We start from the raw sequence: 21,769 nt of genomic DNA, 5'->3' as shown, positions 1-21,769 counted from the left end.
ATACAGACGCAGACTGGGTGGAGAGGCCGGCGGAGGGCCCGGTGGAGGCGGTGGTATCGGTCACGCGCACGAGCGTGACCCGCGCGCTCCCCGCCCGCAAGGAAATATCCGCCACCACCGCAGCCCGCCCTCCGCAGCCCACCGCCCCGGCCCACCATCCCGGCCCATACCCACCGGACCCGCCGGCTCAGCCCGCGATGGCCTCGTACAGCGAGAACGCGGCCAGTGCCGCCATCACGGCAGCCGCGATCTTGGTGATGAGCCGCAGCGGCACGTACTTCATCAGCGTGCGCCCGCCCAGGATGCCGATGCCGGCGACCGCCCACAGGGCGAGTACGGCGCCGATTCCGACCGAGACGGGGTCGTCGTAGCGAGCGGCGAGGTTGGCGGTCATGATCTGGGTCAGGTCACCGAACTCCGCCACCAGGATCAGCATGAAGCCTGCACCGGACACCTTCCAGAAGGACTGGTCGGCGGGCTGCTTGATCTCCTCGTCCCCGTCGTCCTTCTTCAGGAGCAGCATGGCCGCGCCCAGGAGGAACAGGACTCCGACGACGGCCTGGACGAGCCGGTGCGGGAGCAGCGTGAGGACGCTGCCTGCGGCGATGGCGAGCGCGACGTGTACGGCAAAGGCGGCGGCGACGCCTGCGAAGACGTAGGAGGCGCGGTAGCGCGTGCCGAGCATCAGGCCGGCGAGGGCCGTCTTGTCGGGGAGTTCGGCAAGGAAGACGACGCCGAAGGCGATCGCCGTGATGCTGAAGCTGAACACGGGGGTGAAACCTCAATCGGTCGGGCAGGACGCCATCGGGACCGAGAGACCTGGGGTGCTTGTTGCGGGGGTCGCTTCGGCTCGGCGGCGCCCTGGCTTGCGCATGCGCGTACGAAACGCGCCTGCACCTGAACAGGACACTGCGGCCGAAGGTCTCGCTGGCCGGCCGCTGTACGCGTCCTGCCTCCGGGCGCCGGCTGGTGTGACCCAGCAGTATGTCGACGGTCCGGCGAAGAGCTACTCCCCTTCTGCTCAGAACAGAGTACGCGACGCCCACGACGGCCGGAATAGGACTTTGGTCCCGCTCCGGCCCGCTCCCGCCCGATCCCGCCCACCCACGCCCCCCGCGCCGCAACCGCCCGGGCTTCGCCCCGCTCCCGCCCCACCGCGCCTGCGACCTGGGCCCGGCCGGTCGACCTCGCCGCACCCACCCTCACCGGAATCCCAACCTCCTTTTAAATCAGGAGCGTTGGGTGACTTGATGTGACGTGCTCATGTCGCCAGGCTGTCATCTGGCGCCCACCCCAGCGACACCCGGCGCCACCACCATGGCCACGCCCCACCGGGGTCGCACGGCCACACCCCCCGCACCCAGGGAGCCCCTCATGGCACTCATACCCAGCATCTACGCGCGTCGAATTGGCGTGCTCGCGTCAGCCGCCGCACTCGCCGCGCTCACCTCGCTCCTGAACGCCCCCGCCGCCCAGGCCGCCCCGCCCACCCCCATCAGTGCCTCGGCCGCCCGTTCCTACCTGGCGACGGTCACCCCCAGGACCGAGGGATCCACCAGCGGCTACAGCCGCGACCTCTTCCCGCACTGGAGCACCGTCTCCGGCACCTGCAACACCCGCGAGACCGTCCTCAAGCGCGACGGCGTCAACGTCGTCCAGGACTCCGCATGCGCCGCCGTCAGCGGAAGCTGGTACTCCGAGTACGACGGAGCCACCTGGACCGCGGCCTCCGACCTCGACATCGACCACGTCGTCCCGCTCGCCGAGGCCTGGCGCTCCGGCGCCAATTCCTGGACCACGAGCAAGCGCCAGCAGTTCGCCAACGACCTCACCCGACCGCAGCTCATCGCGGTCACCGACAACGTCAACCAGGCCAAGGGCGACCTCGACCCCGGCAAGTGGCTGCCCTCTCGGACGGCCTACCGTTGTACGTACGCACGGATGTGGGTCAACGTGAAGCAGTACTACGGTCTGAGCATGGACTCCGGCGAGAAGACGGCCCTGGTCAACATCCTGAACGGCTGCTGACCAAGCCGGCCGATCTTTCCCCCGTCAGGGGGAGGCGTGGCTCCCCCCACCCGTCGTACCGTGATCGAAGGGGCTTACGGAGGAGGGGGAGTTGCATGGCCGGACTGCGTCTGGGGCCACTGCTGCGTCACGTCGACTGGGACACGGGCGGGGCGGCCACGATATGGGTCGAGGCCGACCGCCCGTGCACGGCCGAGGTGCGGTGCGCCGACGGGGCGGGCGGCCGTGCGCGCACCTTTCAGATAGCCGGTCACCACTATGCGCTGGTGCCGGTGACCGGCCTGACCCCCGGCGCGACCACGGCGTACGAGGTGCTGCTCGACGACCGGCCGGTGTGGCCCCTGCCCGACAGCGGCTTCCCGCCGAGCACGATCACCACCCCGGCGGTGACCGGCCCCGGCCGTCCGGGCCCGGGGCTGCGCGTCACCTTCGGCTCGTGCCGGCAGGCGGCGCCGCCCGCCGGCCGGCACGGGCCGCACGGCGCGGACGCGCTCGACACCCTCGCGGCGCGGCTGGCCGCAGACCCGGAGGCGGTGCGCCCGGACGTCCTGCTGCTGCTCGGCGACCAGGTGTACGCCGACGCGCTGTCGCGGGAGACCCGGGCGTGGCTCGCGGCCCGGCGGGACCTTCGGGAGCCGCCGGGCGCCCAGGTCGCGGACTACGAGGAGTACACCCGGCTCTACTACGAGTCCTGGCTCGACCCGGAGATCCGCTGGCTGCTGTCGACCGTGCCCAGCCTGCACATATTCGACGACCACGACGTCATCGACGACTGGAACACGAGCGCGGCGTGGCTGGCGGAGATGCGTGCGACGCCGTGGTGGCGGGAGCGGGTCCTCAGCGGGCTGATGTCGTACTGGGTGTACCAGCACCTGGGTAATCTCTCCCCCGCCGAGCTGGCCGCCGACGGGCTGTACGAGGCGATACGCGAGACCCCCGACGGTACGGAGGTGCTACGGGCCTTCGCGTCCGCGGCGGACGCCGATCCGGGCACGGTGCGCTGGAGCTACCGGCGCGACTTCGGCCGGACCCGGCTGCTGATGGTCGACACCCGGGCCGCGCGGGTGCTGGCGGAGGACGGGCGGGCGATGCTCGATCCGGCGGAGCAGCAGTGGCTGCGGGAGAACGCCCTGGCCGGGCACGGCGGTTACGACCATCTGCTGATCGGGTCCTCGCTGCCGTGGCTGATGCCGCCGCTGATCCACGATGCCGAGACGTGGAATGCGGCGCTGTGCCGCGGGGAGCGGGGGCCGCGGTGGGCGCGGATCGGGGAGGATCTGCGCCGGCGCAGCGATCTGGAGCACTGGGCGGCGTTCCCTGCCTCGTTCACGGCGCTGACCGATCTGATCGAGGAGGTGGGCACGGGGCCGCGGGCGCCGGCGACGGTGTGCGTGCTGTCCGGGGACGTGCATCACGCGTATGTGGCCGAGCCTCGAATACCGACCACGGCGCGAGTGTTCCAGCTGACGTGCTCGCCGGTTCACAATTCCATCCATACCGCGGTGAAGTGGGGTTTTCGGCTGGGCTGGTCCCGGACCGGGCGGTGGCTGGGGCGTGGTTTCTCCCTGCACGGGCGGACGGGGCGGCCGCCGGTGAACTGGCGGCGTACGGGCGGGCCCTGGTTCGGCAATCAGCTGATGACGCTGGCTCTGTCGGGGCGGACGGCTCGGCTGCGGCTGGACCAGGCGCGCAAGAAGCGTGAGGGGGCCGTCCTGGTGACGGTGCTGGACCGGGACCTCACCGCGGCGGAGTAGGGGTTGCTGTGGGCTCCGGCGGTGCGGGACGGTGCGGTGGACTTGGCGCAGCGGTGACTTGGCGCGGCGGCGGGGCGGGTGGCGCCCCGGGCATCCGGGATGCGAACGCCGGGCGTACGCTGTATGGCTGTCAGCCGCTCCTGCCGCTCCCCGCGACGTCGCGGCGCTTCATGCCGCAGTACGTCAACCGGACTGGGGAGTCCCGCTTTGTTTGAGACGCTGGGGTCGCTGACCGCGAGCCCATGGATCTACGCCCTCGTGGCGGTGTCCATCGTGCTCGACGTCTTCCTCCCGGTGCTCCCGAGCGGGGTTCTGGTGATCACCGCTGCGGCGGCGGCTGCGGCCGCCGGGGCGGCGGGACCCGTACCGGTGCCGGTGCCCGAGCAGGTCCCGGACATCCTGCTGCTGCTCGTGATCGCGACGAGCGCCTCGGTGCTGGGTGACATGGCGGCGTTCCGGCTGGGCCGGCGCGGCGGAGCCCGGCTGGACCGGGCCATCGCCCGCTCCCGCCGGCTGACCCGGGCCCACGAGCGGCTCGGTACGGCTCTGGCCCGCGGTGGCGGCGCCCTCGTGGTGATCGCCCGCTTCGCCCCGGCCGGACGCTCGGTGGTGTCCCTGGGCGCGGGCAAGACCCAGCGCAAGGTCGCGGAATTCCTGCCCTGGTCGGTCCTGGCGGGCATGGCCTGGGCCGGCTACAGCGTGGCCCTCGGTTACTTCGGCACCCAATGGCTCGGTACCCAGTGGCTGGGCACCGCCCTCTCGGTGGTCGCCCTGTTCGCCGCGGGCGCCCTCGCGGCCTTCCTCGTGCGCCGCCCGCCGCCGGCCGCGGCGACGGCGGGTTAGGCCGTCCCCCACGGCTCGGCTCCCCCGGGCGGAGCAGTGGCTCACCCGTTCACCCGGCCCCGATCGCCGCCCCCGGGCCGGGCTCCTAGCGTCGACAGAACGGTGCGCAACCGAATCCCGGTCACATCCGTGCCCGGCCGCGCCGTTTCGACGAGCCGAGGAGTCCTCTCCATGCCCGCCAAACCGCCCGCAGAAGCGCCCGCCGGACCGCCGCCGGCAGCCCGCCGCCTGATGACCGTCGCGGCCGCGACCCTCATCGCCGCTGCCGCCGCGCCCGCCACACTCGCGTACGCCTTCCCCTCCGCCACCGTCTCCCCCACCGCTGTCGCCCCGGGCGGCCGGGTCGCGCTCAGTGTCGCGGGCTGCGGAACCCAGGTCGCCAGGGTCACGTCGACCGCCTTCGGCGAGGTCCGGCTGACCCCGGGCAACCAGACGGCCGCCAGCCTCATCGGCAGCGCCACCGTCTTCAACAACGCCAATTCGGGCGCGCACCGCGTCATCTTCGAGTGCGGTGGCCCCGGCGGCGAGCGCGTCACCCTGTCGCTGCAGGTCACCACGGGTGCGGCGCGTGGTGGTACGGGCGGCAGCATCGGTTCGATGAGCCCCGGGCAGATCGCCGTCGGCAGTGCCCTCACCGCGGGCGCGCTGGGCGCCGGAGTGTGGGTGATGCGCCGCCGCGCGGCGGCCTCGTAGGCCCTGACCGGGTCGGGCCGGGTCACACCGGGGCGGCCTGCCCCCGTACGTGCACCCCGTCGAGCAGCGCCGCGGTGGCCTCGGCGACGGCGTCCACCGCCGCCTCGAACACCTCGCGGTTGTGCGCGGCGGGCGCCCGGAACCCGGACACCTTCCGTACGTACTGCAGGGCGGCGGCGCGGATCTCCTCCTCGGTCGCCCTCTCGGGGATGGCGGGCGGGCGCAGAGTCTTAATGGAACGGCACATACCCCTACTATCCCGCTACCGGGGCAGCTCGGCCCCGGAAAGTTTCATGATCAAACCGGCTTGGAGGCGGGCCCGGAGCACCGGGTCCTCGACCGTGTCCAGCAGCTCGATGGCCTGCTGGGTCGTCTCGGCGGCGCGCCGGTCGTCGCGCAGCGAGGCGGTCTGGTCGGCCATGTGCTTGAGCGCGATGTCGGCCCGCCGGTGGAAGAGCTGCCCGATCAGGGCGGTGACCAGTCCCGCCGAGCTCGTGACGATCCCCAGGTAGAGCTCCCCGCCGGCCTCGGCCTTCCAGACGGCCAGCCCGATCCCCAGGAGCAGGATCGCCGCCCCGGCCCCGGCGAACCGCTGGCTGGTGGCGAAGCTGCTGCGCGCCTGGGTCAGTCCGTAGGCGTAGTACTCCACGAGGATCGGCGTGAATTCGTCCCGCCGCTCCACGGTTTCCCGGATCCCGCCGACGTCCTGGAACTTCCGCCCCGCGGGCCCGGCAGCGGGCTCCTCGTCCTCGGCGAGACTCGCGAGCAGCCGCGCCCGTTCCTCGTCCCGCTTCCGCTCGAACCCCACCCCGAGAGACCGCTCCATCAGCGCCAGCGCCACGGCGACAACGGCCACGACCGACCCACCCCACGCGAGCTCGCCCATCCCCCGACGATCCCACGCCCGGAACCGCCGGCCAAGGGAGCATCCGTCGCCCCAAATGCGGATGAATCACACCGAACCTAGACTGACCGAGGCATGAACTGTCGCCGACGAGGGAGACCAGCATGGCCAAGCGAGGCAACAAGCGTCGGGCCCGCAAGAAGAAGAAGGCCAACCACGGCAAGCGCCCCAACGCCTGAACCCGAAAGACCCCCGACCGCACCGGCCGGGGGTCTTCGCGGTCACTTCCTCTTCCGAAGCTTCCGCATCTCCGCTTCGGCTTCCTTCTTCTTCCGCTGCGCCACTCCGTAGGCGGACCAGCCGCCCTGGTGCAACTGGCACCGAGAGCTGTTCACCATCGCGGGCTTGGTACACGGCCGCCCCGCGGCCGTCTGCGCCCCACATCTGGGCCGAGTCACATCGCCCTCCCTCCCCACCCCGGCATGGTCCCGCTCGCCGCAGCCCCGTGGGAGGCGCACCACACGCGGACGAAAGCACGACGGGCACACACACGGGTCAAGGCCGACGGGTCAGATCGACGGTGGTACCGCCGCTGAAGAGCGAGTCGTGCAGCTCCATACGGACGGGGTCCGCACCCTTCGGAACGTCGAAGACGACAATGCCGTCGACGACGACGCCCGGGTTGATCTGCTGGAGGAAGGACTCGCTGCCGTCGAGATGGAGCGCCGCGGCGGTGTCCGCGCTGTACTTGCTGCCGTTGCGGTCGATGAGCTTCTGGTCGGCGCCGTCGAAGGTCTGGGCCCGGTCCCCGATGTTCTTCACGGTCACGTGGACGAGCAAGAACTGCCCTTGCGCATCCTGACCGTACGCACCCCCCACATTTCCCACCCCGGGCTGCAGCCTGGTGACGGTGAACTCGAACTTCCCGTCCCGAACCGGCTCCCCCACCCCGGGCAGACGCCCGGAATCCGTGACGGCCTTGGCCTTGGTTGCAGTCGGCGGTGCGGCCGACTCCTTACCTGCGAACGATCCGGCGACCCCCAGGACCACAAGCCCGGCGGTGACGGCCAACAACACCGTCAACAGCCGGTGCCGGGCGAACCACCCGCGCCGATCCGGCGGACGCTCCGGGGCAGGCCCCCACTGCGGCGACGGCTGAGGGCTCATGGCATCCTCCGGGCTAGGCCTCGCGGATCCCGATTGTCCCGCCGCAGGCACTTCCCGGCACTCCGGGAGCAGCTCGCCCGTCACGAGTCCGAGCGCAACCGGTCCAGCTCGCTGCCGATTGCTTCTCGCATCCGGTCGTGCTGTGGGCCGAGCGCGTACTGCTCGTCGCTCCATCTGGCGCGGGGATAGAGCCACACCGGCCTACGCACCAGGTCGGACGGCTCCCACTCGAATCGCGGCCACACGTGCGCATGCAGGAAGCCGTCGGTGTTGCCCAGGATCTCCAGATTGACGCGGCGGAAGGCTCCGTCCATCCGGCGGCAGGCCCGCTCGACCGCCTCCCCCAGCCGGTCCATGTCGGACAGGAACGCCAGCCGCCTGTCCCTGGTCAGGTCCGACAGCCTCTCCACCGCCGGATCGTCGGTGAGGAGCACCGAGTAGCCCGGCAGGAACTGCACGTCGCCGATCACAGCGAAACCGGCGTCCAAGCGCCGCAGCACCGAAGGGTTTTCACCCCGCAGCGCCGTTCCGATCCGGTCCTTGCGCCAGTCATTAATCATGGCCAGAACCTACCCAACTGCGATCAGGCAGCACTCCGGGGCGCGTCGATGACCGTCATCTCCTCAGTCCGGAAGGCGACTTCACGCCTCTCAAAGACACCCACGGCCACACAGGCGGAGACCTCGGCGTCCCCGCCACTGCCCGCACGGGCTCGCTGCACCCGGGCTTCCGCTTCAGCCTTCGACGGCAAGCTCTGTGCCGGAATCGGACGCGAAAAGGCCCCCGCCCTGATCGGCCGGGGGCCTTTTCGCTGGTGGGCGCGGACGATTCCGAACCCATCTGCTTTGCAATCTCGCCCGGCAGCCGATCCTCACCGGTGTCCGGCTCAAGCGGGCGAACGAGGTCCAGCGGACGGCTTCGGCCATTCCGGACAACGCTTGTCACCCGGAAAGTGCCTTCCGTCGACCGGAAGGCACTTTCGCGTTCACGTCACTGGTTCGTGAAGCGAACCCGGTAGTTGGCGAGATCGACCGAGTCGGAGGCCGGGCCCGTGAACTGCTCGAAGAACGCGGTGAGCCCGCGCATGTTGTGGGTGACCTGGTCGGGCTCGGTCCTCAGGTTGCGCTCGGTTTCCGTGCCCGTCGTGATCGCGCCGCCGCAACTGACTCCGGCGATGCCGTCCTGCGCGGTGAGTCCGCCGTACTTGAGATCGATCTGGTTGGAGGACCTGCGCAGCGTCATCGAGAACGTGTTGGAGCCCGAATTGAAGAACTCGGGCACGTTCTCGAAGGCCACGGTGAACTCGTTCTGGGTGGAGGTATAGGAGACGGTACCCCCGGCTCCGGGGTTGAGGTCGTCCCAGAGTCCTGCGATCCGGGGCGGCCCGTTCAGGAATTGGGGGGTCGATTCGACGAAGTTTGTATCACCCGATCCGAAGGTGAGGTTGCCGTTCGAGTTCACCCACACGGAGGTGTAGGCCTGTCCGCAGATCCGGAAGGTGAACGGCAGAGACACCTGGATCGTGCTGTCGTCGCCCAGCGGCAAGGGGACGGCGGCCCGGGCCGGTACGGGGAGTTCGGGCGCTGCCACGGCAGCTGTCGTCCCCATGGTAAAGACGACGGCAGCGGCGACGCCGATGGCGGCACATCGAGGCCTACGAATCATTAGTCTCTCCGTTTTCTTCGCCTGCGATGAAGCCAAAGATATTGAGGACGGGGAGAGGAATGCCGTACGCGAGGCGTCGGCGAATGGGTGGTTCGATCCTGTTGGCCCTGATTCGCCAGGGGGCGTGAGAGTGCTGTCACGCTGCCGGGAGGAGTTCAAGCGCGACGCGGTCGCGCTTGTCCGGTCCTCCGGCAAGACCGTCACCGAGGTGGCCCGGGAGATCGGGGTCAGTGCCGAGGTCTGCGCAACCGGGTCAAGCAGGACATGATCGACCGCGGGCAGGGGACGCCGGGCGAGCTGACGAGCGCGGAGCGGGAGGAACTGCGTCGGCTGCGGCGGCAGAACCGTGAGCAGGTCGAGACGATCGAGGTGCTGCGAAAAGCCGCGGTCTTCTTCGCGAAGGAGAGCGATCGATGAGCGACGAGTACGCGTTCATCGAAGCGGAGAAGACCACCCACGGTGTTGCTCTCTTGTGCCGGCTCCTGAAGGTGGCCCGCTCCTCCTTCTACGCCTGGCAGGCCGGCGAGCAGGCCCGCGCCGCCGACGACGCCCTGGCCCACGAGATCACCGTGCTGCACATCGCCTCCAGACACACCTACGGAGTGCCGCGCATCCACGGCGAGCTGCGCAGGCTGGACCGGCCGCAACTTCACGGCCGACGCCCCGGTCCCGAAACTGGTCGGTGACATCACCTACATCCCCACCGACGAAGGCTTGCTGTATCTGGCGACCTGGCTGGACCTGGCTGGACCTGGCGACTCGCGAGATCGTCGGCTACTCGATGGCCGACCACCACCGCGCCTCCCTGGTGGTCGACGCACGGGCAATGGCTGGCGGCCGTGGCCGGCTCCAGCCCGGCTGCATCGTGCACTCGGATCGCGGGTCGGAGCACACCTCCGACGAACTCCGCTGCGCGATAAGTTGGTTGGGACTACGGCAGAGCATGGTCCGAACCGGTTCGTGCTATGACAATGCCGCCGCCGAGAGCTTCTTCGCGCTGCTGAAAGCGGAGATCGGCACCCGCCGCTGGCCCGACCGGACCACCGCCCGCGCGGAGTTCTTCACCTCACGCAGCGCGAGGCCATCGGGCACATGGACCGGCTTCTGAGGCAGCGTCCCGGCCGTTTCCGACCGCTCCCGTTGATGTCAGATGTAGATGCAAAAGGCCCCCCGCCGTGATCGGCGGGGGGCCCTTTCGCTGGTGGGCGCGGACGGTTTCGAACCGCCGACATCTGCTTTGTAAGAGCAGCGCTCTACCCCTGAGCTACGCACCCGTGGATGAGTGGACAGCCTACATGGCGGGCACACCCCCCACGCAAACCCGTTCCCGTGGGGGAGAATGGATCGGGGCATGGCGGACACGGTACGGGAGAGGGATTGTGACGACGGCATCCCGGCGGTGGTTCGGTGGGCGGGACGAGAGTCGACGGGCGGATGCGCAGGCGGCGAAGGATGCTGCCGCCGCCGCGTTCTACGAGCTGGATACGGCGCAGCGGGATCTGCGGATCTCGATCGAGACGATCGCCGCGGCGGACGGGTCGCCCGCCGCGCGGCAGGCGACCGAGGGGTTCGCCGCGCTGGGGCAGCGGATCGACCAGGTCAGTCACGTCTACATCCAGGCGGTCGACGCGCACGACCTGGACCGGGCCGAGTTGGAGGCTTCGGTCGCCACGCGCGCCCGGGACGAGCTGACCCGGGCGCGGGACGAGCTGGTGCGGGTGCAGGGGGAGCTGGAGCGGTTCGCGCAGGGGCTGCAGCCGCTGCTGGACAAGGCCGAGACGCAGCTCGCGCGGGTGGCGCCGGCCCGGGAGCGGGCCAAGGCCGCGCTGATCGGGGCCAGTGACGCGCTCGACGCCGTAAGGGCGAAGGGGATGCGGGCCGATGATCTGGCGGCGCGGCTGGCGGCGCTCGGCCCGGAGCTGACCAAGCTGAACCAGGGCGCGGCCCAGCACGGGGTGCAGGAGACGGTGCAGCGCGCCGACCGGATCCTGCGGGACGCGGAGGCCATACGGGCCGAGGTGGCGCGGCTGCCCGAGCGGGCGGCGGAGATCGACCGGCGACTGGTGAGCCTGCGGACGCGCGCGCAGGCGTTGCGCAATCGGGCGGACCGGGTGGATCCGGTGCTCAGCGAGCTGCGCCGGCGGTTCAGTGCGGCCTGCTGGCAGGACCTGCAGCACGTGCCGGACCAGGCGGTACGGGACGTGGCGCGGGCCGAGGAGCAGCTGCAGGAGGCGGGCCGGGCCCGGGACGAGCAGCGTTGGGCCGATGTGGGGGCGCTGATCGAGGCGGTCCGCGGCTCGCTGGAGGCGACGGACGAGGCGGTGTCGGCGGCGCAGGACCGGCTGACGCGGCTGGAGGCGGTGGCGCGGGATCCGCAGGCGGAGGTGGACCGGACCCGCTTCGCGATCCGGGACGCGCAGCGGCTGGCGATGGCGGGGCGCAGTGTGCCGGATCCGCGGCACGCGCGGCCGCTGGACGATGCGGTGGCCCGGGTGGGCCGGGCGCTGGAGGCTCTGGAGGGGCGTCATCCCGATTACTGGGCGTTCCTGCTGGAGATGGAGGAAGTACGGGGTTCCGTGAACCGGGTGGTGAGCGGGATCCGGGCGGAACGCGGGCAGGGCTAGGTCGTCTCTTTCGGATCTTGTCGGCCGGTGAGGTCCGCGGCGTCCGAGGTCAGGGGTCGAAGGCGGCCCCCGTTTGTTTCGTGGCGCGAGGCGACGGATGCTGGGAGGTGCCGGGAACGGAGCAGAGGAGGGCACCATGGCTGCCCACACCACCCACGAGCCTCACGCGGCGCATGAGCCTTACGTGGCTCACGCGGCGTACGGGTGCACCGAGCCGCATGAGCACTACGCGCCCTATGTGGCCCACGAGCCCGATCCCGATGCCCCCGTTCCACCGCGCTTCGCCGACACGGTGTCCCGGCGCGTGGGGCGCGCGCTGCATCCGGTCAACGCGCGGCTCGACGATCATCTGCCCACGGACCACAAGCTCAGCCAGGTGTACCGGGTCGGGGCGGGCCTGACCGGCCTGCTGCTGGTCGTCTTCGGAATCCTGGGGCTGATCGATCAGATCGGGTTCTTCGACACCGGCGGGGACACGGTGCTCGCGCTCAACACCAACGGGGCGCTGAGTGTCCTGTCGATCTGTATCGGTGCCCTGCTGTTCTTCGGAATGGTGGTGGGCGGCACCTTCGCCTCGACCCTGAACATCGTGCTGGGCGTGCTGTTCATCGCGAGCGGGTTCGTGAATCTGGCGCTGCTGGACACGGAGCTGAACTTCCTGGCCTTCCGGATCCAGAACGTGCTGTTCAGCTTCGTCGTGGGCGTGATGCTGATGTGGTTCGGGATGTACGGGCGGGTGGGCAGCGCCCTCCCGCACGACAATCCGTACTGGCGTGCCCGCCACCCCGAACAGGCGGCCCGGGAGGACCGGGCGCGGCGCCCCCAGGGGCGGACACCCGTGGTGCACGGCCGCTGTCCGTAGCCGCGCGCGGTAGGTGGTCGCGCCGTACGTAGCGCGCGGCGGCCGGGCGCGCTTAGCCTGTGCGCATGCCTCGATACGAATTCCGCTGCCGGACCTGCGACGACACCTTTGAGGTCAGCCGGCCCATGGCCGAGTCCTCCGCGCCCGCCGACTGCCCGGCGGGACACGCCGACACCGTGAAGCTGCTGTCCGCCGTGGCCGTGGGCGGCGCGAGCAGCGGCGCCCCCGCGCCCGCGATGGGTGGCGGCGGGGGCGGCTGCTGCGGTGGTGGCGGCTGCGGCTGAGCCCACAGCTCGGGCGGGCAGGAACCTCAGCGGCAGGGAAGGTCAGCGCTTGCGCGACAGGGTCAGGCCGTCCGAGATGGCCAGGAGGACGGAATCCATGCGCGCGTCGGCCGATACGTGGTCGTTGAAGGCGCGGACGCCGGCCGCCGAGCCGGTGGCCGACTCGTCGAGGACCGTGCCGTGGAACAGGGTGTTGTCGGTGACGATCAGGCCGCCCGGCCGCAGCCTCGGCACCAGCTCCTCCCAGTAGGCGATCTGGCTCTCCTTGTCCGCGTCGACGTACGCCATGTCGATGTGCGGTTCGGTCGGCATGGCGCGCAGGGTCTCCAGGGCCGGCGCGATGCGCAGCTCGATGCGGTCCGCGACGCCCGCCTCCTCCCAGGCCTGCCGGCCGTACTGCGTCCACTCCTCGGAGACGTCGCAGGCGATGAGGCGGCCGTCGGCGGGCAGCGCCTGGGCCATCGACAGGGCCGAGAAGCCGGTGAAGGTGCCGACCTCGACGATGTGGCGGGCGCCGGTCAGCCGGACCAGGAAGGCCAGCAACGGGCCCTGCTCCTCGGCCGACTGCATCCCGGCCACGTCGGGGAACTTGGCGTAGGTCGTCGCCACCAGCCCCCGCTGGACCGGGTCCAGCGGGGGGTTGTGGTCGAGCATGTACCGGTAGAGCTCGTCGGTGATCTTGGTGCTGTTGCCCTTGGTCATGCGTCCAGTCTGCCGAGTCGGGCGGCTTCCCGGGCGAATGCGCGCACGATTTCCTCGCCCGCCAGGACGCCCGCCGTCGCGAGGGCGGTCACCGTCGGCGCCGTCCAGGCCGCGTCGGCCAGTTCGCCGTGGCCCGGGCGCCAGGCGGCGTCCGCCGCCAGCAGCAGGTCCGCGTCGAGCAGGGAGTCGCCGGCGGCGAGGGTGGTGCTGGCTCCGGTCCGGCGGGCGACCTCGTACATCGCCGCGCTCTTGGTGAGCGGGCGCGGGACGGCGTAGATCTTCCGGCCCTGGAGGGAGACCGCCCAGCCGCGGGCGTCGGCCCACTCCGAGAGGGCCTTCACCCACTCGTCCGGGACCAGGGCGCGCTCGACGACGAGGTACGCGAAGAGGTCCTCCGCCAGGCGCGCCTTGCGCAGCCACGCCGGGTCGGCCGTGGACAGCAGGTGCTGGTGCACCTCGTCCAGGGGGGCGCACTCCTCGGCCAGGCGCGCGGCGACCTGCCGCCGCCAGTCCCGGTCCGGTACGCCGTCGACGAGGAGCTGCCCGCCGTTGGCGCAGATGGCGTACGTGGCCGGGCGGCCGGGGAACTGGATGCGCTGGTACTGCTTGCGGGTCCGGGTGGTGGTGGGGACGAAGACCACCGAGGGGTCGGCCGTCAGCTCCGCCAGCAGTCCCGCCGCCGTCTCCGTCATGTAGGACAGCGGCTTGCTCTCGTGGACCTCGACGCACAGCAGCCGCGGGGCCACCGGGTCGGGCATGGTCAGACCGAGGGCGGCCGTCGAGTAGATGAGCGTACGGTCGAGATCACTGGCTACGAGGACAGTCACTTCGAGGCCACAGCCTTTCCGTCGGCGCCCGTGGCGCCGCGCGTGAATCGGGGGTGGATGAGGCCTACGCACGTGTAGGGCAGGCCGTCGACCTCTTCCACCGGTACGCCGCGCTGCTCGGCGAGCAGCCGTACGTGGTCCAGGTCGGCCCCGGCGCCGCGCTGCGCCAGGATCTTCCACGGCACCCGGCGCAGCAGGACGCGGGTGGTCTCGCCGACGCCGGGCTTGACGAGGTTCACGTCGTGGATGCCGTACTCCTCGCTGATCCGTTCGACGGCCGCCCAGCCCTCCCAGGTGGGTGTGCGGTCGGCGGCGAGGAGTTCCTTGACCTCGTCGTCGACGGCGTCGGCGACCTCGTCGAAGTGTGCGGCGACGGTGTCGACGAACTCGACGGAGACATCGGCCCCGGCGAGCTCGCGGTAGAACTTCGCGCCGTGGAAGTCGGCGGGACCGACGAGGTCGGACCTCAGCACCGTACGCGAGATGAGACCGGAGACGGTGGAGTTGAGGCAGGCGGAGGGGATCAGGAAGTCCTCACGGGTGCCGTACGTGGGCACGCAGGAGCCGGGGTCGGCCAGGACGACGATCTCCGGGTCGAAGCCGGGGAACTCCTCGAGGGCGACCTTGAGCTCGCGGGTGATGGCGCCCTTGCCGGTCCAGCCGTCGACGAAGACGACGTCGGCCGGGTCGTGGTGGGCGGCCAGCCAGCGCAGGGCGTTGGCGTCGATGCCGCGGCCGCGCACGATGGAGACGGCGTAGTGCGGCAGGTCCAGGCCGTGGCGGGCGCGGGCCCAGCGGCGCATCAGTACGCCGACGGGGGTGCCGGCACGGGCCAGGGAGACCAGGACCGGGGACGGGGAGCGCTCGGCGAGGACGGTCTCGGTGACCGTGCCGACGGCCCGGGCGACGCGGACGGCGGAGGCGGCCAGCGCGCTCCGGTACAGCTCCTGGTACTGGGGGGACGGCTGGTACTCGACGGGCAGGGACTCGGCGTAGTGCGCCCCGCCGGCCTGGATCGCCTCCTCGCGCTCCTCCGTTGGGGCCTCGAGCTCGATGTCGGAGAGGTCCTGGAGCAGCCAGGCGACGTCCTCGGCGGCGTAGGAGGAGAAGGCGGGGCCGCGCAGCGGCTCGCGCAGGGCCGGCTCGGTGGACTCCGGCGCGGTGGGCTCGAGCGCGGTGGGCTGCTCTATGAGCTCGGTGGGCTCGGTGGGCTCGGTGGGCTCGGTCATGATCGGCTTCGGCTCCCGCCGGTCGGGTATGTAGGACGGGACGACGGCCAGGACGACGCGGCCGGTGTGCGGGGCGAGGGCCGCCAGCAGTCCCGTGTGCAGCTCGGGGGTGTCCCCGGCCGAGTCCACGACGGCGACGACTGCGTCGAAGCCGGCGCCGTCCGTGCGCCGGACGTTGTAGGCGTAGCGGTCGCCGGGGCCGTCGGCCGGGGCGTCGTGGGCCGGGAAGACCAGCCGGGTGCGGATGGCGTAGCCGGGGTCGTCCACGGCGAGGACGGGCGAGCGGGTGGTGGTCGAGAAGCGGACCTCGCAGGCCGCCCCCGCCTCCTCCAGGGCCTTGGCCAGGCGCAGCGGCGCGTACATCAGCTCCTCGTTGCCGAGTACGAGGATCCGGCCGGGTTCGGTCCCGAGCGCGGCGGTGAGCTGCCCGGCCAGAGCGGGGAGAGCGGCCTCCAGCGCCGTGCGGTGGGCCGGGGTGAAGCCGTGGCGTCCGCCGTCGGGGACCTCCGAGGGCCAGTCCAGGTCGACGCGCGTGATCGGCTGCGGGCCGCCTGCCGGGGCTCTGCCCGGGCCGTCTGCCGGGGCTTCGTCCGGGGCCCCGCTCCCCGAGCGCCGGAGGGGCTGGTCCTGTCCGGCTTCCTCGTGCTCCTCGACCAGGGCCCGGCCCTTGGCGAGGACGCCGTCCGGGAGGGACACGGTGCCCGAGGCGAGGGCGATCAGGTCCACGCGGGCGCCCAGCTCGGCGGCGAAGGCGGTGAGCCGGTCCCGGTCGGCTGCGGAGCGCATGTCGACGAGGGCGACGACCACGTAGTGCGAGCGGGGGTGGCGGGCGTGCAGGTCGCGGATGGTGTTCAGGACCGTGTTGCCGGTGGAGAACTCGTCGTCGACCAGGACCAGGGGCCCGTTGCCCGCGAGCAGCCGCGGGTCCTCGGGCAGCAGCAGGTGCGAGGTGGCGTGCGAGTGCGCCTCCTCGAAGCCGCCGGCCGGTTCCACGCCCGGCACGGGGCGGCGGGTGGAGTGCAGGTAGGGGGCCGGGCCCAGGCCGTCGGCCACGCAGTGGCCGAGCCCGGTGGCGGTCTCGGCGTAGCCGAGGACCACCGCGGCCGCGGCCCCGTCCTCGCCGAGCAGGGCCCGGACGCGTTCGCCGAGCCCGAAGCCGGCCGCGTACACGACCTCCGGGGACTGCGGGACGTGCTTGCCGAGCACCTGCGAGACCAGCAGGTGGGCGCGCTTTGGGTTGCGCCGCAGGGCCAGTCCGAGCAGCTCTGTCAGCCGCGGACCCCCACCGGAGTCCTCCAGGCTCACGCCCAGCCGGTCCGCGACCCAGGTACCCGACCACACCGCTTCGATCGTCTTGCCTTTCCTCGTCATCGTCATTGTCCGTGCCGCCGCCGGCTTCCGCGCGGGCGTGCTCACACCTGGAGCCCGGCCGTGAGCAGGTCGACGAAGCCGACCTCTTCCCTGGCCACACCGAAGACCTCCGCGCGCAGCATGGTGCGCTCGGCCCAGGCCCGGTGGGGCTTCACCTCGTTCATCTTGTTCGTGTAGGCGCTGCGCATCACTCCGCCGCCGCCGCGCTCGGGCCGCAGGATGTCCTGGGCGTCGCAGAACTCCTCGTGCGAGACCACCGACAGCGCATGCACGGGCGTCACGTGGGCGGGGTGGATGCAGGTCTTGCCGAGCAGTCCGTTGGCCCGGTCCAGCTCGATCTCGCGCAGCAGGCCGTCCAGGTCGTGCTCGATCAGGGCGGTGCGCAGTTCCTCCACGCCCTCCTCCAGGAAGGGGCTGCGGCGCAGCTGGGGCTTGAAGAGGCGCTGCTGGCTGCGGAAGTACTCCCAGACGGGCCCGGTCACGGTGAAGCCGGTGCCGTCGGCGCGGCTGAGGACGTTGACGACGTCCGCGATGACGCCCGCCACGATCTGGACGTCGTAGGCGGTCATGTCGGGCGTGCGCCGCAGGCCGTAGGCCGAGCAGAAGTCGGTCACGCCGAGTCGCAGCGCCAGGACCCGCTCGCGGTGGCTGTTGACCGTGCGGGAGATCCCGGCGAGCGCCTCGACGCGGGTTTCGAGGTGGAGGAGCTCCGGGGTCTCCAGGACCGGCATGGCATACAGGCGGGGCAATCCGCTGACGGCCTCGGCCTCGGCGACGGCTTCGAGGAAGGCGACCCCGCGGTTCTCGTCGAACTTCGGGAGTACGAATCCGGCCAACCGCCGCACGGAGCCGCCGAGCCTGCGGACCAGGTCGGGTATCTGCTCGGCCGTGCGGACGCGGATGAACAGCAGCGGGAGCTCCGCGCGGTCGGCGTCGAGCTCGGTGAAGTGCCGGACGAGGTTTTCCTCGGCTCCGGCGACATCGCCGTCGCTGATGGAATCCTCCAGGCAGAGGACCATGGAGACGACGCCGCGGCCGGCCTGCTTGCGGATGTCCGCGGCGAGCGTGGGGCGGGTGGCGGGGCTGTAGAGCGTGGCTCCCAGCGCCGCGGCAAGGACATGGGAGGGCGAGGCTCCGGTGAATTCCGCCGGTTCCTGGTGGAAGAGGTCCTTACGGACGGTGGGCGTTATGTGCCCAAAGTGACGCATGTGCTTCCCCCGTACTGCCTCGGCGGCCCAACTGGCATGGCCGGTAATAGTACGTACGAACGTGAGTCAAGAGTTCCTCAAGCACATGAAGTTCAGGTAACCCTCTTGCACCATGCCCAGCTCTCGCGTTCGGTACAAGGCCCTACGGGGGGCCGCATTGTCCCTGTCCACCCCGGGAGGGCAGGATGACGTGCATGACGCACGCGATGCAGAAGGGCTCGAACATCCCGGTGGCCGCCGTGGCGGTCCGGGCGGTGCTGCGCTGGACCGGCGGCCCCGAGGTGCCGGACGTGGACGCCTCGGCGCTGCTCGTCGGCCCGGACGGCCGGGTGCGTTCGGACGAGGACTTCGTCTTCTACAACCAGCCCCGGCACCCCTCCGGGGCCGTCTGGCGGCTGGGCAAGAAGCAGATCGGCGACGCGATCACCGACGCCGTCCAGGCGGACCTGCGCACGGTGACCCCGACGGTGGACCGGATCCTGGTGGTGGCCTCCGCCGAGGACGTCCCCTTCCAGCGGGTCCACGACCTGCGGATCCTCCTCTACGACGCCTCCCCGAGCGGCAGCTCCGAACCGCTGGCCTACTTCGACGTACGGCCCGAGACCGGCGCCGAGACGGCGCTGATCTGCGGGGAGCTGTACCGGCGCGGCGAGGGGTGGAAGTTCCGGGCGCTCGGCGAGGGCTACTCCGACGGGCTGGTGGGTCTGGCGACCGACCACGGGATCTCGGTCGACGAGAACGCCGCCGGGCCGGAAGCGGACGCCGCGGCCGGTTCCGCCTCCGGTCCGGCCCCCGACGCCGGCTCCGAGCAGACCGCGATGATGGCCCCGCCCACGCAGGCCCCGCCGCCCATCCAGCCCGCCTACGGGTACCCGCAGCCGGTGTCCCCGGCTCCGGTGCCGGGTCCGGGCGGCGATCCGTCCTTCCGGCTGCCGGTGCAGGGCCCGCAGTTCATCCGTCGCTGACGCCACCGCCGATGCCGGCGCCGACCCGGCGGGCCCCGGGTCGGCCCGCCCGGCCCGGCGTCGGCACGGCGTCGGCCCGGCAGGCCCCAGCCCCGGCCCCGGCCCCGGTCAGCTCTTGGCGCTCTTGTAGCCCCGCCCCCACTGGAGCCCCCAGCCGTACAGCCGGTCGAGCTCGGCCTGGAACCCGTACACGAACTTCACCTCGCGCCGCACGACCAGCTCCCCCTTGACCTTCTCCAGGGAGACGACCGCGCAGGAGCGGGCCTGCGGGTGCCGCTCGTCCAGCGGGATCTCGATCCTCGGCCCCGTGACGGGGTAGAGGGTGACCATGGCGTGCGTCCGGTCGAAGGCCGGGGTCTGGTCGTAGATGTAGACGAAGACCAGCAGCCGCTTGATCTCGTCGGCGTGGTCGAGATTGACGTACAGGGTCTCCCCCGACGCCGAACCGAACCGGTCGTCGCCACTGAGCTTGACGTACGGCGGGTCGTTGAGGTCGCCCAGCAGGTTCCCCAGCGGCTGCACGGCGCCGCGGGTGCCGTCCGTCAGCTCGTACAGGCAGCCCATGTCGAGGTCGACATTGACCATGCCCTGGGTGTGCGCCTGCACGATGTCCGGCTTGAACAGCTTGAACGGGTGCCGGAACAGCTGACCGCTCTGGCCGGAGCGGCCGCCGATGTCCGAGGTGCGCATGCGCCAGGAAAGATTGACGCGCAGATTGCCGTGGACGGCCCCCTGTTTGGTCAGCGACACCGTCGATTGCCGCTTGGTCAGCTCGATCGCGTTCGACGAGGCACTGCCCGACTGGAACTGCACGGCCCGGCTGCCCATGATGCCGTCGAAGAAGCCCATCCCCTACCCCCTGATCCCCTGATCCCCTGATCGCCCTGAGCCTACGGAAGCGGGGCGGCCCGCCGGGTCCGTGAACCCGGTGGACCGCCCCGCCATGGAGCGTTCCGCATTACCGCCGCGGTCATGCCTCGGCGGTGGAACCCTCCAGTTCCAGGCGCTTGTTGCGGCGCACGGAGGACCAGAAGGACCAACCGATGAGCAGCACGCCGACGAGACCGGTGATGATCTCGTTGATCTCGTACTGGATGGTGACGAGCAGGATCACGGCGAGGGCGCCGATCGCGTAGTGCGCGCCGTGCTCCAGGTACACGTAGTCGTCGAGGGTGCCCTGGCGGACCAGGTAGACCGTCAGCGAACGGACGTACATGGCACCGATGCCGAGGCCGAGGGCCATCAGCACGATGTCGTTGGTGATGGCGAAGGCGCCGATGACCCCGTCGAAGGAGAAGGAGGCGTCGAGGACTTCGAGGTAGAGGAACATGAAGAAGGCGGCCTTGCCGGCCATGGCGACGGCCGAAACGGGCTTGCCGGTCCTCTTGGCCTCTTCCTCGGCCTCGTGCTCGGCCTCTTCCTCTTCCTCGAGCTTGTTCTCGAAGTAGCCGGAGAGACCACCGACGACCATGTAGGTGATCAGACCGAGGATGCCGGAGATCAGGACGGTCTGCGCCTTGTCCACGTGGATGCCACCGTGCTGGTGGGCGTTGGCCCCCACGGTCATCGAGGCGACGACCAGGACGATCAGCGCGATGCAGGCGGACAGCATGTCGACCTTGCCGAGCTTGGCGAGCGGACGCTCCAGCCACGCGAGCCACTTGATGTCACGGTCCTCGAAGATGAAGTCGAGGAAGATCATCAGCAGGAACATGCCACCGAACGCGGCGATGGACGGGTGGGCGTCCGTGACCAGCTGCTCGTACATCTCCTTGTCGTTGAGGGCAAGCTCCACGGCCTCGATGGGCCCGATCTTGGCGCTGATCGCGACGATCACGACGGGGAAGACCAGTCGCATACCGAAGACCGCGATGAGGACGCCGATGGTGAGGAAGATCTTCTGCCAGAAGGCATTCATCTTCTTCAGGATTCCGGCGTTGACCACCGCATTGTCGAAAGACAGCGAGATCTCGAGGACCGACAGGATCGCGACGATACCGAAGGCCTGCCACCCCCCGTAGAACACCGCTGCGACCAGACCGAGCGCAGTGATTGCGAACGACCAGCCGAAGGTTTTGAGAACCACTGGCACCCCATCGTCTTGTACGGCTTTACGAAACGTTGACCCCGAAGTCTAGAGCGATGCCTCGGAGCCCCGACGCGTACCCCTGCCCCACCGCACGGAACTTCCATTCGCCGCCGTACCGGTAGACCTCACCGAAGATCATCGCGGTCTCGCTGGAGGCGTCCTCGGAGAGGTCGTAGCGGGCCAGCTCCTGACCGTCGGCCTGGTTCACCACACGGATGAAGGCATTGCTGACCTGGCCGAAGCTCTGCCGGCGGGAGTCGGCGTCGTGGATCGAGACCGGGAAGACGATCTTGTCGACGGCCTGCGGCACCTTGGTGAGGTCGATGATGATCGACTCGTCGTCGCCTTCACCCTCGCCGGTGAGGTTGTCCCCCGTGTGTTCGACGGAGCCGTCGGGGCTCTTCAGGTTGTTGTAGAAGACGAAGTACTCGTCCCCCAGCACCCGGCCGCTGTTGCACAGCAGCGCGCTGGCGTCGAGGTCGAAGTCGGCTCCCGTGGTCGAGCGCGCGTCCCATCCGAGACCGATCAGAACCCTGGTCAGGTTCGGTGCGGCCTTGGAGAGGGAGACATTGCCCCCCTTGGCGAGTGTGACGCCCATGTTGTGGTCCTCCCCG

The 21,769-nt window shown here is 70.8% G+C and carries 26 protein-coding genes and 1 tRNA gene; 12 read left to right on the top strand and 15 right to left on the bottom strand.

Features of this window, described 5'->3' with window-relative positions; all coding sequences use genetic code 11:
• Positions 1-187: 187 nt before the first annotated feature.
• A complete protein-coding gene (locus OG373_RS26790) occupies positions 188-769 on the bottom strand; it encodes a TMEM165/GDT1 family protein (protein ID WP_052875505.1) in 582 nt (193 codons plus the stop codon).
• Between the two features lie 614 nt (positions 770-1,383).
• Between OG373_RS26790 and OG373_RS26785 the strand changes: the two genes are divergently transcribed.
• From OG373_RS26785 to OG373_RS26770, 4 genes are all read left to right on the top strand, one after another.
• Positions 1,384-2,028, top strand: coding sequence for an HNH endonuclease family protein (locus OG373_RS26785; RefSeq protein WP_405444211.1), 645 nt, complete (start codon positions 1,384-1,386; stop codon positions 2,026-2,028).
• A 95-nt stretch (positions 2,029-2,123) separates the two neighbouring features.
• Positions 2,124-3,782: an alkaline phosphatase D family protein gene (locus tag OG373_RS26780; RefSeq protein WP_405440813.1), complete on the top strand. Its 1,659-nt coding sequence runs from the start codon at positions 2,124-2,126 to the stop codon at positions 3,780-3,782.
• 207 nt (positions 3,783-3,989) lie between these two features.
• Positions 3,990-4,625 carry a DedA family protein gene (locus tag OG373_RS26775; protein WP_405440812.1) on the top strand — a complete coding sequence of 212 codons (636 nt, stop codon included), beginning with the start codon at positions 3,990-3,992 and terminating at the stop codon, positions 4,623-4,625.
• Positions 4,626-4,796: 171 nt separating this feature from the next.
• Positions 4,797-5,318, top strand: a complete 522-nt coding sequence (locus OG373_RS26770) for a hypothetical protein (protein ID WP_397728595.1) — start codon at positions 4,797-4,799, stop codon at positions 5,316-5,318.
• A 22-nt stretch (positions 5,319-5,340) separates the two neighbouring features.
• On the opposite strand, the gene OG373_RS26765 is transcribed toward OG373_RS26770, so the two are convergent.
• Complete coding sequence (locus tag OG373_RS26765) at positions 5,341-5,565, bottom strand: DUF2277 domain-containing protein (RefSeq protein ID WP_405440810.1); 225 nt, start codon at positions 5,563-5,565, stop codon at positions 5,341-5,343.
• A 15-nt stretch (positions 5,566-5,580) separates the two neighbouring features.
• Complete coding sequence (locus tag OG373_RS26760) at positions 5,581-6,204, bottom strand: hypothetical protein (RefSeq protein ID WP_405440808.1); 624 nt, start codon at positions 6,202-6,204, stop codon at positions 5,581-5,583.
• A gap of 122 nt (positions 6,205-6,326) precedes the next feature.
• On the opposite strand from OG373_RS26760, the gene OG373_RS26755 reads away from it, so the two are divergent.
• Positions 6,327-6,401, top strand: a complete 75-nt coding sequence (locus OG373_RS26755) for a 50S ribosomal protein bL37 (RefSeq protein ID WP_100661309.1) — start codon at positions 6,327-6,329, stop codon at positions 6,399-6,401.
• 42 nt (positions 6,402-6,443) lie between these two features.
• Here OG373_RS26755 and OG373_RS26750 read toward each other — a convergent pair whose 3' ends face one another.
• From OG373_RS26750 to OG373_RS26735, 4 genes are all read right to left on the bottom strand, one after another.
• Entirely contained in the window at positions 6,444-6,620 is a 177-nt protein-coding gene (locus OG373_RS26750) for an HGGxSTG domain-containing protein (RefSeq protein WP_405440807.1), read from the bottom strand.
• A 97-nt stretch (positions 6,621-6,717) separates the two neighbouring features.
• On the bottom strand, positions 6,718-7,329 hold the full coding sequence (locus OG373_RS26745) for a DUF4352 domain-containing protein (RefSeq protein WP_405440806.1): 612 nt from the start codon (positions 7,327-7,329) through the stop codon (positions 6,718-6,720).
• Between the two features lie 80 nt (positions 7,330-7,409).
• A complete protein-coding gene (locus tag OG373_RS26740; RefSeq protein ID WP_405440805.1) occupies positions 7,410-7,889 on the bottom strand; it encodes an HIT family protein in 480 nt (159 codons plus the stop codon).
• A gap of 430 nt (positions 7,890-8,319) precedes the next feature.
• The gene (locus tag OG373_RS26735) at positions 8,320-8,937 is read right to left on the bottom strand and encodes a hypothetical protein (RefSeq protein WP_405440803.1); all 618 of its coding nucleotides are present in this window, start codon (positions 8,935-8,937) and stop codon (positions 8,320-8,322) included.
• 321 nt (positions 8,938-9,258) lie between these two features.
• Here OG373_RS26735 and OG373_RS26730 point away from each other — a divergent pair, with 321 nt between their 5' ends.
• The 3 genes from OG373_RS26730 to OG373_RS26720 are packed head-to-tail and all read left to right on the top strand — an operon-like array spanning position 9,259 to position 10,102.
• Positions 9,259-9,411, top strand: a complete 153-nt coding sequence (locus OG373_RS26730) for a hypothetical protein (RefSeq protein WP_405440802.1) — start codon at positions 9,259-9,261, stop codon at positions 9,409-9,411.
• The gene (locus OG373_RS26725; protein ID WP_405440801.1) at positions 9,408-9,680 is read left to right on the top strand and encodes a hypothetical protein; all 273 of its coding nucleotides are present in this window, start codon (positions 9,408-9,410) and stop codon (positions 9,678-9,680) included. Before OG373_RS26730 ends, OG373_RS26725 begins: the two co-directional genes overlap by 4 nt.
• The gene (locus tag OG373_RS26720; protein WP_405440799.1) at positions 9,677-10,102 is read left to right on the top strand and encodes a DDE-type integrase/transposase/recombinase; all 426 of its coding nucleotides are present in this window, start codon (positions 9,677-9,679) and stop codon (positions 10,100-10,102) included. The genes OG373_RS26725 and OG373_RS26720 overlap by 4 nt, the downstream gene beginning before the upstream one ends.
• A 91-nt stretch (positions 10,103-10,193) precedes the next feature.
• Here the strand turns inward: OG373_RS26720 and OG373_RS26715 are convergent.
• Positions 10,194-10,268 (bottom strand) — tRNA-Val (locus OG373_RS26715).
• Between the two features lie 105 nt (positions 10,269-10,373).
• Between OG373_RS26715 and OG373_RS26710 the strand changes: the two genes are divergently transcribed.
• From OG373_RS26710 to OG373_RS26700, 3 genes are all read left to right on the top strand, one after another.
• Positions 10,374-11,618, top strand: a complete 1,245-nt coding sequence (locus OG373_RS26710; protein WP_405440798.1) for a hypothetical protein — start codon at positions 10,374-10,376, stop codon at positions 11,616-11,618.
• A gap of 136 nt (positions 11,619-11,754) precedes the next feature.
• Positions 11,755-12,480 (top strand): DUF4383 domain-containing protein, encoded by a 726-nt coding sequence (locus tag OG373_RS26705; protein WP_405440797.1) that lies wholly within the window; start codon positions 11,755-11,757, stop codon positions 12,478-12,480.
• 65 nt (positions 12,481-12,545) lie between these two features.
• Complete coding sequence (locus OG373_RS26700; RefSeq protein ID WP_189963998.1) at positions 12,546-12,764, top strand: zinc ribbon domain-containing protein; 219 nt, start codon at positions 12,546-12,548, stop codon at positions 12,762-12,764.
• A gap of 42 nt (positions 12,765-12,806) precedes the next feature.
• On the opposite strand, the gene OG373_RS26695 is transcribed toward OG373_RS26700, so the two are convergent.
• From OG373_RS26695 to OG373_RS26680, 4 genes are read right to left on the bottom strand one after another with little or no spacing between them, the layout of a single operon-like run.
• On the bottom strand, positions 12,807-13,466 hold the full coding sequence (locus OG373_RS26695) for an O-methyltransferase (protein ID WP_405440796.1): 660 nt from the start codon (positions 13,464-13,466) through the stop codon (positions 12,807-12,809).
• On the bottom strand, positions 13,463-14,293 hold the full coding sequence (locus OG373_RS26690) for an HAD family hydrolase (protein WP_405440795.1): 831 nt from the start codon (positions 14,291-14,293) through the stop codon (positions 13,463-13,465). The genes OG373_RS26695 and OG373_RS26690 overlap by 4 nt, the downstream gene beginning before the upstream one ends.
• On the bottom strand, positions 14,290-16,893 hold the full coding sequence (locus OG373_RS26685; protein ID WP_405440794.1) for a phosphoribosyltransferase: 2,604 nt from the start codon (positions 16,891-16,893) through the stop codon (positions 14,290-14,292). The genes OG373_RS26690 and OG373_RS26685 overlap by 4 nt, the downstream gene beginning before the upstream one ends.
• 41 nt (positions 16,894-16,934) lie before the next feature.
• Complete coding sequence (locus tag OG373_RS26680; protein ID WP_405440793.1) at positions 16,935-18,101, bottom strand: HpcH/HpaI aldolase/citrate lyase family protein; 1,167 nt, start codon at positions 18,099-18,101, stop codon at positions 16,935-16,937.
• Between the two features lie 194 nt (positions 18,102-18,295).
• Here OG373_RS26680 and OG373_RS26675 point away from each other — a divergent pair, with 194 nt between their 5' ends.
• Complete coding sequence (locus tag OG373_RS26675; RefSeq protein ID WP_405440791.1) at positions 18,296-19,066, top strand: TerD family protein; 771 nt, start codon at positions 18,296-18,298, stop codon at positions 19,064-19,066.
• A 108-nt stretch (positions 19,067-19,174) separates the two neighbouring features.
• On the opposite strand, the gene OG373_RS26670 is transcribed toward OG373_RS26675, so the two are convergent.
• The 3 genes from OG373_RS26670 to OG373_RS26660 form a co-directional block, all read right to left on the bottom strand.
• A complete protein-coding gene (locus tag OG373_RS26670; protein WP_405440789.1) occupies positions 19,175-19,915 on the bottom strand; it encodes a Tellurium resistance in 741 nt (246 codons plus the stop codon).
• 121 nt (positions 19,916-20,036) lie between these two features.
• Positions 20,037-21,152: a DUF475 domain-containing protein gene (locus tag OG373_RS26665; protein ID WP_362806093.1), complete on the bottom strand. Its 1,116-nt coding sequence runs from the start codon at positions 21,150-21,152 to the stop codon at positions 20,037-20,039.
• A gap of 25 nt (positions 21,153-21,177) precedes the next feature.
• Positions 21,178-21,753, bottom strand: a complete 576-nt coding sequence (locus tag OG373_RS26660; protein ID WP_030389474.1) for a TerD family protein — start codon at positions 21,751-21,753, stop codon at positions 21,178-21,180.
• Positions 21,754-21,769 lie beyond the last annotated feature (16 nt).

Origin of the sequence: Streptomyces avidinii, from assembly GCF_045161815.1 — a bacterium.
GTDB classification, from domain to species: Bacteria; Actinomycetota; Actinomycetes; order Streptomycetales; family Streptomycetaceae; genus Streptomyces; species Streptomyces avidinii.
The sequence above is the reverse complement of the archived record's forward strand: the minus strand, read 5'-3'. Positions and strand labels throughout refer to the sequence as shown.